The 12707-nt window shown below is 57.0% G+C and carries 13 protein-coding genes; 4 read left to right on the top strand and 9 right to left on the bottom strand.

Annotated features, from left to right (window positions below):
• Positions 1 to 25: 25 nt before the first annotated feature.
• A complete protein-coding gene (locus tag VI895_05040; GenBank protein ID HLG19169.1) occupies positions 26 to 1126 on the top strand; it encodes a Glu/Leu/Phe/Val dehydrogenase in 1101 nt (366 codons plus the stop codon).
• Between the two features lie 15 nt (positions 1127 to 1141).
• On the opposite strand, the gene VI895_05035 is transcribed toward VI895_05040, so the two are convergent.
• Positions 1142 to 1477 (bottom strand): hypothetical protein, encoded by a 336-nt coding sequence (locus tag VI895_05035; GenBank protein ID HLG19168.1) that lies wholly within the window; start codon positions 1475 to 1477, stop codon positions 1142 to 1144.
• A gap of 25 nt (positions 1478 to 1502) precedes the next feature.
• Between VI895_05035 and VI895_05030 the strand changes: the two genes are divergently transcribed.
• Positions 1503 to 2405, top strand: a complete 903-nt coding sequence (locus tag VI895_05030) for a cation diffusion facilitator family transporter (GenBank protein HLG19167.1) — start codon at positions 1503 to 1505, stop codon at positions 2403 to 2405.
• Here VI895_05030 and VI895_05025 read toward each other — a convergent pair whose 3' ends face one another.
• From VI895_05025 to VI895_05015, 3 genes are all read right to left on the bottom strand, one after another.
• Positions 2406 to 2864 carry a HEAT repeat domain-containing protein gene (locus VI895_05025; protein ID HLG19166.1) on the bottom strand — a complete coding sequence of 153 codons (459 nt, stop codon included), beginning with the start codon at positions 2862 to 2864 and terminating at the stop codon, positions 2406 to 2408.
• 1 nt (position 2865) lies between these two features.
• Positions 2866 to 3450 carry a hypothetical protein gene (locus tag VI895_05020; protein HLG19165.1) on the bottom strand — a complete coding sequence of 195 codons (585 nt, stop codon included), beginning with the start codon at positions 3448 to 3450 and terminating at the stop codon, positions 2866 to 2868.
• A 221-nt stretch (positions 3451 to 3671) separates the two neighbouring features.
• The gene (locus VI895_05015) at positions 3672 to 6374 is read right to left on the bottom strand and encodes a BamA/TamA family outer membrane protein (protein ID HLG19164.1); all 2703 of its coding nucleotides are present in this window, start codon (positions 6372 to 6374) and stop codon (positions 3672 to 3674) included.
• 287 nt (positions 6375 to 6661) lie between these two features.
• On the opposite strand from VI895_05015, the gene VI895_05010 reads away from it, so the two are divergent.
• Positions 6662 to 8344: a LysM peptidoglycan-binding domain-containing protein gene (locus VI895_05010; GenBank protein ID HLG19163.1), complete on the top strand. Its 1683-nt coding sequence runs from the start codon at positions 6662 to 6664 to the stop codon at positions 8342 to 8344.
• Between the two features lie 16 nt (positions 8345 to 8360).
• Here VI895_05010 and VI895_05005 read toward each other — a convergent pair whose 3' ends face one another.
• The 5 genes from VI895_05005 to VI895_04985 all read right to left on the bottom strand — a co-directional run bounded on the left by VI895_05005 (position 8361) and on the right by VI895_04985 (position 11742).
• On the bottom strand, positions 8361 to 9443 hold the full coding sequence (locus VI895_05005) for a hypothetical protein (protein ID HLG19162.1): 1083 nt from the start codon (positions 9441 to 9443) through the stop codon (positions 8361 to 8363).
• Between the two features lie 93 nt (positions 9444 to 9536).
• Complete coding sequence (locus VI895_05000) at positions 9537 to 10370, bottom strand: PfkB family carbohydrate kinase (GenBank protein ID HLG19161.1); 834 nt, start codon at positions 10368 to 10370, stop codon at positions 9537 to 9539.
• The gene (locus VI895_04995) at positions 10371 to 11141 is read right to left on the bottom strand and encodes a hypothetical protein (GenBank protein ID HLG19160.1); all 771 of its coding nucleotides are present in this window, start codon (positions 11139 to 11141) and stop codon (positions 10371 to 10373) included. It abuts the gene before it with no gap.
• Positions 11142 to 11146: 5 nt separating this feature from the next.
• Complete coding sequence (locus VI895_04990; protein HLG19159.1) at positions 11147 to 11566, bottom strand: RDD family protein; 420 nt, start codon at positions 11564 to 11566, stop codon at positions 11147 to 11149.
• Positions 11563 to 11742 (bottom strand): DUF4177 domain-containing protein, encoded by a 180-nt coding sequence (locus tag VI895_04985; protein HLG19158.1) that lies wholly within the window; start codon positions 11740 to 11742, stop codon positions 11563 to 11565. Before VI895_04985 ends, VI895_04990 begins: the two co-directional genes overlap by 4 nt.
• A gap of 263 nt (positions 11743 to 12005) precedes the next feature.
• Here VI895_04985 and VI895_04980 point away from each other — a divergent pair, with 263 nt between their 5' ends.
• Positions 12006 to 12593: a septal ring lytic transglycosylase RlpA family protein gene (locus VI895_04980; protein HLG19157.1), complete on the top strand. Its 588-nt coding sequence runs from the start codon at positions 12006 to 12008 to the stop codon at positions 12591 to 12593.
• Positions 12594 to 12707 lie beyond the last annotated feature (114 nt).

Genomic DNA, 12707 nt, shown 5'->3' with positions numbered 1-12707 from the left:
GGAAAATGAGGAGAATCGGACTTTCATGACAGCGAAAAGGGCGGAACCTCGGCACGACGGCGGAACGGAATTGTTTCCGCGGATGCAGTCGGATGGGTTCGAGCAGGTCGTCTTCTGCACCGATCGGACCACCTCCTTGCGCGCCATTATCGCCCTCCATGATCTTCGGCTTGGTCCGGCACTCGGCGGGACCCGTTTTTATGCCTATCCGACCGAGGAATACGCCCTGACGGATGCCCTGAACCTCGCGCGTGCAATGACGTACAAAGCGGCTCTTGCCGACCTTCCTTTGGGCGGTGGAAAGGCCGTAATCCTCGGGAATCCTTCGACGGATAAGACGCCGGCCCTCCTTCAGGCCTACGGAACCTTCGTCGATCGTTTGAACGGTAACTACATCACGACCGTCGACTCCGGAACATCCGCTGAAGACATGGATGTGATTCGAAAAACCACACGCCACGTCGTCGGCGTAACGGAAGCGAACGGCGGCAGCGGCGATCCTTCCCCGATGACGGCGTTGGGCGTCGCCGAAGGAATCAGGGCCTGCTCGAAATTTGTCTTTGGCTCGGCGGATCTCGCCGGAAAGCGCGTGGCCATCCAGGGCCTCGGCCATGTTGGGCGGCCCTTGGCCAAACGCCTGCGTGAATTAGGCGCCTCGCTGGTCGTGGCCGATACGAACCGAGCGAACTTGGAACGGGCTACAAACGAACTGGGCGCGGAGGTGGTGGATTCCAAAGAAATCTTCGCCATCAAGTGCGATATCTTGGCTCCCTGCGCGCTGGGCGGCGTGATCAATGCGGAAACGATCAAAAAACTCAAGTGCCGGATTCTCGCGGGCGCCGCCAACAATCAGCTCGCCTCGGAGGAAATCGGCCGGGAACTTCACGCTCGGGAAATCGTCTATGCGCCTGATTTTGCGATTAACGCCGGCGGCCTGATTCAGATGGGCCTGGAAACCGACAACTTCGACTGGACCAAGGTCGAAACGAAAACACGAAACATCTTCAATACGATCACGAAAATTCTCGAAATCTCTCAAAAGGAAAAACGTCCGACGTCGGACGTCGCCGTTCAACTGGCCGAAAAACGCCTCGACAGCGCTCCTCGGAAAACCCGAAAGTCATAAATTCGGCATCCGAGGTTAATTTTGCTTTTTTGGATCTTCGTCTAAAGGTGAAGCTGGCGTGGTCTCCGGCTTTACGGACACTTCAGAAGGCGAAGCTGGGACTGTAAGGTTGGCCGGGGTATCCGCGGCATAAAATGACGAATCGACAAAACGAAGTTCCTCCTTTTTGAGCGGCGCACTTGGATCCCGCACGGACGCGATCCGATCCATCGGAAGCGTAATGAAACCGGTTTCTCCCCGGAGCGTCATCTCGGTTTCGGTCGCTTCCAGTAGAATACCCCGGTACGTCAGCCCGTTCGCGCGCACTTCCACCCGTTTTCGTTTAAGTCTTTCCAGAGGAGTTCTGGGCATCCTTGCGGTAGGCTATCATATCTTCATGGCTCACCGCGCCCATTTGATCGATCCCATGCGTGAAAAGGCGCGCCACCGGTTGGGAATCGCGGCGGGGATCACTTTCGTCTTGTTCATCGTCGAGATTGCGGGCGGCTTGATTTCCAACAGCCTCGCGCTTCTTTCGGACGCCGGACACATGCTGGCGGATCTTTTTTCCCTCGTGCTGACGCTTGTGTCGATCTGGTGGGCGACAAAACCGGCCACGCATCAGAAAACGTACGGGTACTACCGTGTCGAAATCCTCGTGACGCTCGTCAACGGTGTCCTCATGCTCTTCGTCGCCTTTCAGATTTTGTGGGAAGCCGCCCATCGTTTGCTGCACGTCGAACCGGTCCGGCTCGACATCATGCTTCCGATCGCCGCGGCGGGCTTGATCGTCAATTTGATTTCGATGTTCCTGCTTCGCCATCAAATGGAACACTTGGCGACACGATCGGCCTTTCTTCACGTTCTGGGGGACACCCTCTCTTCCGTCGCCGTCGTGCTCGCCGCCGGGGTCATGTACGTTACGAATTGGCTCTTTTTCGATCCGCTTCTAAGCGCTCTTTTGGCCGGCTGGATCGCCGTAACTTCGGTACGCCTCCTTCGTACAGCCGTAGACGTACTGTTGGAAGCCTCCCCATCCCATATCTCTCTCGATAAAGTGCGAAACGCAATCCTGGAAATCGATGGCGTCGAGGATGTGCATGACCTTCACGTCTGGACGATCAGCTCCGGATTTTATGCGGCCAGCGCGCACATTTTGGTGCACGACATGCGCACCAAGGAGAGCGAATCGATCATTCACCGAATATCCGACCGGCTCCGAAGCGAATTTTCGGTCACGCACGCCACCATCCAAGTGGCCGCGCTGCAGATTCCGGCAAAGATTCAGAAGCCGGCGTGACTACTTCGGCTGCGCCTGTTGTTGACGCTTCTCTTCTTTCTTTTTCTGATAATCCTGACGGGCCTTGATCCGCTCGATCGCGTCTCGCGCCGCGTGTTTTACGGTGGCGTCCGTGTCCTTCTGCTGAGCTTCGAAGAGCGGCGACAAAGCTCGCTCGTCCCCCAAGAGACCGAGCGACCTCGCCGACTCTTGCCGCACGCCGTAGAACGGATCTTTGAGAGCTTGCGCAAGGGCCGGAAGGGAACTCGGATTCCCGATCGATCCCAACTGCCGGGCCGCATTTTTTCGGATCATCTTCAGCGGGTGACTGGCAAGCGTCTGAATCCAATAGTTCACGTGTGGATCTTCGGACAGAGCCGGCGTCGGCGGCGCCATGGGCGTCGGCTGGACGGGCGAACGGGCCGGCGGCGCGCCGAGCAACGCAATTGCCGCGGTCAAAAAAACAACTCCGGCACTCACATCACTTTCCCTGTCGAATGTAAGCTTCGTTCAGCCATTTCGTATCGAGATACTGGTCTCCGATATTGGCGCAGCGCCCTTTGGAGAGTTCGGACTGTATCTCCGACCAGTTCGGTTTCTTCTTTTCCAACGAGCTTCGCTTCACGCCGATCTTCAAATACGGGATCACTTTCTCGGAAGGGAGGATCTCGGCCCGCTTTGTCCCCAACTTCGTCGTGAATTCGATGTCAAAAAAACGGAGCTGGATTTCATCCAGATTCGAGAATCGTTCGAATGCTTTGGGCGCCCCCTTCCCGTAGGTTCCGCGGCCGAAAAAGATCCATTTGTACGCGTTGCAGATCTCTTCCACCGGATCGCGGGATTTGAGACTCCGCCAATACGAAATTTCCGCGCTGTACCGGCCGGCCCCCGCGCTCCGGACGGTGACCTGGTCTTCGGAACTCCGGTGATCCTTGCGCAAAACGTAGATCTGGAAAAAATCCCCCAACGTGGCCTGAATCGCATCTTCATCCGGCGTGGCGCACATCGACAGGGAAGGCCAGGCGAAGAAAACCATCGCCGTAAGAATCCGGAACCATTTTCTCATGGCGTTCATTATACCCTTGTTCCAAGCCCGGATCCGACAATATTTTTTGAGGGAAAATGCGCGAGAGTGCGTCAGCCGTGGCCAAGCGCAGGCCGAGTCAAGCGCAGCTTACTTAACAGTAAGTGAGCATTGACGAGGACGAGCACGGCCGCGGATGGCGCGCTATCGCGCGAGCTTTAGCGGTTTTCACCAAACAAATATTGTCGGATCCGGGCTCCAGCCTAAAAGCTTTGCGTCACGCCGAAATAAAATCGAGTTCTTTGACTGCCGTCGTCCAGGCTTTTCGCGACATCGAATCGAGCCAGCGCGGGATCGACGCCCAGGTATTCGATGTGAAACCGAATCCCGTAACCGACGTCGCTCGACCACGACGGGAGATCGAACAGATCCCCCAAAGTCGTGTGCGAACCGCCTCCATTGGCCAGAATCTGGGCCCGCTCGTAAACCGTGTCGGTGGCATTCCCCGCATCCAAAAACAGGGCGCCCTGAACATCCCGTATGCGAAGGAGCCACAAGTTGATATCGATATCTTGAATCAAGAAATGGCGATACTCCCCGCTGCCCAGGACGATGTAACGGCCCTGGTGTTTCGGATCATCCACAGCCAGACCTCGGATCGCATTGATTCCGCCCAATGAGTAACGAACTTGAGTCGGGATATCGTCCGGTCCGGAAGCGCCTAAAAGGGCACGCCACGCTAAAAGATGACTCGGATGGATTTTCCAGATCCAGCCTCCACCGACGCTGGTTCGGTAGTAATCGGCCTCGCCGCCCAACGCCTCGCTTCCCCAGGTCACGGACAGACCGGCGTGGCCTCCTTGGAGCGGGTTGGTCGTGGAGAGTTGATTGCCGAATCCGTAACTCACCGTCACGGAAGTCGTTCGAATCGAGGGAGAGGTTTGCACGATCTGCGTCTGCCCCGTCGCCGGATCGATAAAACCGAACCGATCTTCCTCCAGCCTCACGAGGTCGTAACTGATCCCCATGGCATGGCTTAACCGAAGGCGGTCGATCAATCGGCCGAAGAGGCGTGTGTATCCGACGCCGAAACCGTATTCATCGGTCGTCAAGAAACCGCCGAAGTTGTACCGATTCGATCCTCCGTACGATCGCCGAAATTGCGTACCCACGGAAAAGGATGGCCGGCTTCCGCTGAAGTCGTAGTCCAAAATGACTTCCGTGAGGACGAATTTGTATTTCGGAGGATGCCGGTTGTCCGCGAGACGACTCTCGTCCAACCGCCGCCGGGGATCGATTTCCAAAATCTTCACTTTTGTCTTGGTGCGAAACTGAAAAATATGTTCGCTCCCTGCACCGTTCCAGACGAGAGTCCGGATCTCTCCGTCGCCGCCCACCGCCCGAAGTTCCACCGGTTCAACGATCTCCGCCGGACTCTGCCGCAGTACCGTCACTTCCTGCTCATAACCGTTTTCCGTTTTCCGTTCACGATGCCGCTTAAGATCGTAATTGATCGCCGTGCGCGGTGTCGTCCATTGGACGAAATTTTCTGACAGATCTTTTCCACACCGAAGTGCCGCCAAATCTTCGAATCGAACATCCGGTTGGACCAAATATCCGCCGGCGATTTCGGCCGCTTTTTCCGCGCCTACCTCGTCTTCGAGATGCGCGAAGATCGCCCGGCCGTACGGCTTGGGATGGTTGAAGTGCAAAGCCTCGTCCCGAACCGGATCGTACGGATAAACGAAGTCGTAAAAGACGTCGTAAAACGCGAACTGCGGCGCGTAGATCACTTCATCCACGGCCGGAAGGAAGGCAAACGCCCGGACCAGGCCGAGGCGCCGGGCATCCATGGTTTCAAAATTTTTCTCGCGCGTAAATTCCTGCGTCCAGTTCCACGCCAAGGCTTCGACGACCCAATCGTAATCGGCCGCGGATTCCCGCCGGCTGACTTCGGGCAAAAGGAATTGATAGAAGAGACCCCTCAAAAACGGAACGGAATGATATTGCCCGAGCGTCGGAAAGAGTTTGAACGCTCGGTCGGAAAAATAGGTGATTCCTTCTCCTTCCGTGACCAAAGCTTCTCGGAGCGGCGCCTGCACCAAAAAGATTTCCGACGGCCCATCCGAAAGCGCGGGCTGGTGATCCAAGAAATCCAGCCAATTGACGGCCAGCTCCCGGACACGGGAAATGACCGTCGATTGCTCCTTGCGCAAAACGATCTGAATTTTCTGCTGGCGGCCCGCGATCTGCTCCACATGCATCCGCCGCGACATCCAAAGGCTGATCTCCCTCCGCTCGCCCGGGTCGTCCTCGGCGATTCCGGAAGCCGGCGTAAGGATGCGATTCCCCGCGATCAGAGGAACGTCGGTTTGAAAACGCAATTTCCAGGAGGCCGGAGGCGGAAAATCGTTGGGCCGGAATCCCGTCCTTTCATCGTAGGAGACGATATACGGATACCAACCTCCAGAAAGCGTCAGCACGCCGCGGTAATATCCGAACGTTCCATATTTTTTCGGCACCTTCAGCCGATAGCGAATCCGTATGGTGACGCTTTGATTCGGCTCGATCGGTTTGGGTAGAGCGATCCGCCAGAGGGTGCGCGGCGGAAGACCTTTGATGGACTGTTCCTCAAGGGTGAGTTTTTCGCCGGTGATCAGCGACGATTCTTCGATCGATAGGGATCCCCGCGAAAAACCGTTCGGATAGACGCGCCGATAATTTAAATCGTTGAGTTCCGGGAGCGGCCGCTCGAACCGGTTGGGGTAGGTCATCAACCGAAGCTCCTGAACGGGTGTGGATCCTCGATTTTCGATATCCATTTCCATCCCGGCGGTGATCTCGCGATTCTCGAAACCGCGAAGATCGGCGTGGATTCGATACGTTCGATGCAGGGGATCGGTAAAGCCGAAAGCGGCGGGAACCGACAAAAGTGCGCCCACGAAAAATAGAATCGGCGATTTCATCGTGCGGGATGCGGGTGCTTTTTGACCGTAGCATAAACCCTTGAAACTCGGGAAGAATCCGAGCCATTTCCGCGTCCGGCTCGTTGACTTTCCGACCCCCATTCCCTATCCTCGAACCGTCGCTAGGAGCCTGTCCGAGTATTGGGGAGATCCGCGTTCGGAGCGCGGCGGAATTCTGGGGGCATGTACCGATTTCAATTTCCGGGGACACGTAACAAGTACATGTCCCCGGAATTCCGCCTATGCCCCACCCGATCGCACGCATTTAAATGGATGAATGGGTCTAAATGAAGCTTCGATCGTTGAAAAATGCGCTGTTGGCAGCTTGCGTAAGCCTGGTCGCTTGCGCCGATCACAAAGCCCCCGAAACGGCGGCCAAAGCCCCCGCGACACCGGCTTGCGTGAATACGATTTCCGAGCTCTGTCCGAAGGCGCCTCCCGCCGCCTCTGAAACCTCTTCGACGGAAAAAGAGGTCACACCCTTCTACGAAGGCACCACGCCCACGGAACTTGCCGAGGAAAAGGAGCCGTCGAAAGCGGTCGAAAAAATTATCGGGGAGGAGGCCGAAGCCGAAATCGGAAAGATCGACGAAACGAAGATTCCCACGTTCGACATTCCGATCGTCGTCAACGCCCACGTCGAAAAATGGATTCGCTATTTTCAGACGAACGGACGAAAGGTCTTTACCGCCTGGCTGGCGCGTTCGGAAAAATACATTCCGATGATGCGCAGAATTCTGCGTGAAAACGGCCTCCCCGAAGATCTGGTCTATCTTTCGATGATCGAGAGCGGATTCAAGCCGTATGCGTATTCCCGCGCACGCGCGAGCGGCCCTTGGCAATTCATCAAGGGTACCGGAAGCCGATACGGCCTTCGGGTCACCTGGTGGGTGGATGAACGGCGCGATCCCGAAAAATCGTCGATCGCCGCGGCCCAACATCTAAAAGATCTCTACGATCAATTCAACTCCTGGTATTTGGCCGCCGCGAGCTATAACGCCGGAGCCGGAAAGATCGAAAAGGCCATCCGGCGCTACTCCACCGAAGATTTTTGGGAGATGTCGAAGCATCGGTACCTGAAAACGGAAACCAAAGATTACGTCCCCAAAATGATCGCGGCCGCCCTGATCGCGAAAGAGCCGGAACGGTATGGATTTGAGGGGATCGAGTACGAAGATCCGCTGGAATACGACAAGGTCTTGGTCCCGGAGCCGACGGAACTTTCGGTGATCGCCGGTGTCCTCGGAATCTCCCACGATACGCTCACGGAACTCAATCCAGAGCTGCGCCGGGACATCACGCCGCCGGACATGCCGAATTACGAACTAAATGTTCCCAAGAGATACAAAGAGAAGTTTGTCGCGGCCTATCCGGAAATTCGGAGAAAATCGGTCACGTCGGTCGCTCGCCACGTCGTCAAGCGCGGCGAAACGCTCTCCACGATCGCCCGGCGATACGGTGTAAACACCACGGCGCTTGCATCGTTTAACCGACTCCCTTCCCACCGGGTAAAGCCCGGACTTCAGCTCGCTGTTCCCTATCGCGGGTCCGAAGAAACCGTCCGCCGCGTCGCTTACAAACCGCCGGCAGGACAAAAATCGAATTACGTGATCCGGCCGGGCGATACCTTGTGGTCGATCTCACGCAGGTTCGGCGTGACCGTCACGGAAATCCGCGAATGGAACAACCTCAGTCATGGGTCATCGGTCCGGCCGGGACAAAAACTAAAGCTGTATGCTCGATCCGATCCCGCAATGCTCGTTCCTTCAAAGGAATCGGCTCCGCAGGTTGCGTCCAATCCGTCTGATAAGGGATGGACGACCTACCGCGTTCAAGCTGGAGACACTCTTTGGAATATCGCGAAGAAGTTCGGCGTGAGTACGGCCGATATCATGAAATGGAACCGACTTGCAGCGGATGACACGATCCACCCCGGCCTGGAACTGAAGATCCGGGCGATGCCTCTATAATTCAAGCGCCCCGGGTTTATTTCAAAAGCGACAAATGATCTTGGACACTTTCGTTGGTCCGTTCCCAAACCAATAGCGGACTTCGAATTTTTTCCGCCGACCGCACGTAACCTCGCCGGGCCAATTCGTTTGCGAAATTACGCCCATCATGGCGAATGACCGCGCCCGGGGGTCCGAAGAGTGTGTACAAGAACGTCCCGCCGATGAACAACAGACCGAGAAGTACGAATTTAATTTCACTCTCGGCACCCTCCCGCGCTCCACGGATCCAACCCATTTCACGAAACGTCCCGACAAAAGAGCCGAAAAAACCGAGCGCCGTTCCCAGCGCGCCGAGCGCCGCCAGCGTGCAAACCATCATGAAGAAAGATTCTTGGCGGCCGACTTCTTCGAGACGAAGAAAAGGGGCCGCGATCCAGAGCTTTCGAACCGCGATACCGGCGGCCAGTAAAACGAACAGCGACAGCGTAAATAGATGCCCTCGCCAAAACCTTCCGCGAAGATAAAAATTGAGCGTCGGCAACGGCAGCGCAAAAAACGGCCAGATAGACTCCGAATCCGGATGAAAATCCTCCAGGAGTGAATTTTTCGCAATGGACGCCGACACCACAATCGTTATCCACCAGAGGAGAACCAATTCGCAACCGACGAACGCGAGACTCTCCGCCAGAGGAAACCTCCAGCCGACATCTTGAAGAAAACGGTCCCCCAGCCACAACGGCGCGACGCCTCCCAGGGAAGTGAAGAGGACAAAGGAGGAGATAAGAATGAGGAGAACCACGCTGGCGGCGATCGGATGGCCGACGTAGAGAAGGCCGGCCCCCCACACGAAAAACGCCAGCATTCCCGCCAAAACCGGATGGTAGACCTTCCCCAAATGCGTATCGGCCCCGACCCGTGTGCGGTCGTCTAAGATCGGATCGCGATCGCCGGGTTCCGCGAGACTTCCGAGGAACTCGTTCGCCAGATCGGAGACGGTGTGGTCGGCCGCGGCTTCCGTCTCGCCCGATTCCTCCGTTCGGCCCCGCTTTCTGCGATCGGACGGCTTACGCATGATCAGCGTGTCGTCGGGATCTCCTTTGGATCGGTTGCGTTTCATCTTTTCGCCCATCGAAGGGGTCCGGGGGCGTATTCCCCATTATATCAGTCTGCCGAACTTTTTTTCTCCGCTATGAATAATCCTTCTCTGATTTTAGGTGCTTAGATGCAGTCTCCGACGCACGCGGTCTCGATCGGGCAGCCCTTCGAAGCCGCGCTTTTCGACGACGAAAGAGGCCGCCGCGGAGCCAAACCGGGCCGCCTCCAGAGCATCCGCCCCTTCGGATAGGGCGATGAGCATGGCGGTCGCGAACGTGTCGCCCGCTCCCGTGGGATCGATCTCTTTCGCCACGTACGGCGGCGGATAGAATTCTTCTTTTTTACCTTCGGAAAGCGTGTAGCCCTTTCGACCATCCGTCACGACAGCCACGCCGGCAATGGATTTGAGCCAATCCCAAGCCGACGGGTCGCCTGAAATATCTTCCCGACTGACCACCACCAGTGAGACCTTTCGCGGGAGCGTGTTGTACTTGCGCGCACCGAACGTAACGTCTCCCTTTGAATCTCGGTCGCGAAACCACCCTTGAGGTGTTAGGCCCACGAAACGTGTGGAAAACCAGGTCACACATTCCGGCCCGACTTCGTTCACCACCGGTGCGATCAAGACCCTCCGTGAGTCTCGAAACGCCTTCGGAAGGAAGGGTTTCGTGATCGAATCGGCGATCGGGCGACACGCTAAACTCCGCGCGCGTGTCACCTCGTCGTATTCCAACGTAAACGTCGTCGTCTCCGGCGACGGAATCGATTGAACCGTGATTCCTTCCGGAAAGGAAAAATCGTTCGCGGCGGACGTCCAGATAGCGGCGTCCAGGCCTAGCTTTTTCGCGACCCGGGCGCCGTAAAGAACCGATCCCCCCGGTTGGGTTCGCCCTTCAATGTGATCCACGGTGACATGTCCGACAAAAAGAATGTCGGGTGATCGTTCCATTCAGAGAAAGAGCAACAGCGGCAGAATGATGGCGGCTGCAGCCGCGGCAGCCCCCACAATATAAATAAGAACGGCACCCGCCCCCTCCTCGGCGGTCATTTTTTCGTCTTTTCCGGCCGATGTCGCGGAATCGACATTTTCTCTCTGGCATACGATTCGGGTTTCACGGGGAATCGTGAGCTGCATCGGCCGAAACGTCTGCCCCGGAAGCTGGCAGGTGATTTCGTATGTTCCATCGCGAAGCCAGGCCCACACCGGCGCTTCACCGACCGGACGCCGATCCACAAGAACGTCCGCAATCGGCGGAATCGATTCCGCCACGAACAACCGCTGGGCCCGGAGAATGTCTCCGCACGTTGGCGTGCGAACATCGAGCAGGACGGTCGTCACGTATTTCCCGAAATAATTGACCGTCCGAAGGTAGGTTTGCCCCTGACTCCGGAAAGGAAGAAGAAGGAGGTGAAATCCTTTCAGGTTCTCATACGGCGCGAATTCGTCTCCCCATTGATAGAGGCGGTCGGCCGGAATTCCGCTGTCGCGCAGCGAGCGGTGCACAAAGGTCTCGCCTAAAACTTCGACGGACGGATATTCATTGGGGCAAGCATCCAGCGCCGTGCGGTCGACGTAATGTCCCGGATCCAAGAGGCCGATCTGAAGTTTCTGTGTGGAAAAAATCGATTGATCCTTCATCGGAGAGGGCGGTTTCCGGGGGCCGCAGCCGCCGCAGATCGACAGAAGGGCGACAAGAGCGATGGGGCGTGCGAATCGCAATGGCTCTACGCCTGCGTTGTGGCCTCGTCGATGACTTGCGTGTCCGCGAAGATGTCCCCTAACCGCACCCCTTGATCGTCGGCGTAAACGAAGTACGCCTCGACGGCCACGACGAACAGGCCGACCGTGAAAAAGAGAAACCATCCGAACGGAAAGCTGCCGAGAAAGATCGCAACCCCGTAAGGCAGATTCCGAATCATCGAATCTTGGAACGAGCAGCGTTTCGGTTCTCCCTGCGTAACGACCACGCGGAGGCCGATCAGCTTCTTACCGACACTCTGACCTCGAAAGAATCCGTCCGAGATCAGGATATACATCGCTCCGGCGACGATCCCGACGAACGACGGGATCGTGCAAAGCGTCCCGACGATCAGGAAATCGATTCCTTTCGCCAAGGCTCGGTGGAGGTTATCCGCTTTCTTCATGCGTTGCTCTTCGGGCGCGTGAACAGAACAAACGCCATGGCGGGTCGTTTGGACGCTTCCCGCATGGCGAACTGAATGCCTTCCAACCGGAACCCGTGAGCCACCCACTCATTGATGATCTTTTCCAGTTCCTCGTCGGTGACGGTCGCACACTCGACTACTTTGTATTGCTCCATGGGGTTTGACCTCTCGCGTGCCGGGACTTACCTTTTAGCAAAGAAGCTCCGGCGACACAAAGCTCATGAAAACCATTTTTTCATCGCATTGCATCCCAGTGTCCCGACTCCGAGATATCTTGATAGTCGGCCGTCGCTGCATCCCGCCTGGCTGCGTTACTCCTCCTCGGCGTACGACCGGTACGACCGCGTCGTCGCGCCTTGCCATCCGGGTGCATCGGCGGCCTTTGTTATCAAGCTCCCTCGGGCTCGGAACACTGGTCATGTCTATTGCAATTCTTGGATTGGCCGGATGCGCCAAGCGGGTCGAGCCGTTCCGCGACGGCTCAGCCGACGAGGGATACGCCAGCTGGTACGGCAGCCAGTTCGACGGCAAGAAGACGGCTTCCGGCGAGGTTTATAACATGCGCGATCGAACGGCCGCCCACCGGCGTGCCCCCTTCGGTACACAGGTGAAAGTGACCAATCTTTCCAACGGACGGTCGACTTTGGTCCGGATCAACGACCGAGGGCCGTTTGTCAAAGGGCGGATCATCGACCTTTCCCTGACGGCGGCTCAGGACATCGGTCTGGTCGCCGAGGGTACGGCAAAGGTGCGACTTGCGTTCTTAGGGTATTCCTCAAGCCAGGGAAGTTTCTTTGTTCAGGCCGGTGCCTTCCGTGAGGAAGAAAACGCCCGGCGGCAGTTAGCCGAGCTTCGATCGAGGTTCCCGCAAAACCCGACGGAGATCCGAACCTCCGATAACCTTCACCGGATCTGGGTCGGGCCGTTTGAGGAGGAGAGCCAAGCGGTGCAAGCGGTAAAGACCATCCGCGGGGCGGGATTCGACGCTCTGATCTTGCGTAGGTAGCCGAAACGTTCTATAAGGCCGCCCACCATGGCGGCTCCCTACCGACGAACCAAGAAAATCCGGAAGCGCAAACGTTCCCGTGCGGGAAAGAACCGAAAGCGCAAACTGCGCGGC

It is taken from the genome of Bdellovibrionota bacterium, from assembly GCA_035292885.1.
Lineage (GTDB): Bacteria > Bdellovibrionota_G > JALEGL01 > JALEGL01 > DATDPG01 > DATDPG01.
The sequence above is the reverse complement of the archived record's forward strand: the minus strand, read 5'-3'. Positions and strand labels throughout refer to the sequence as shown.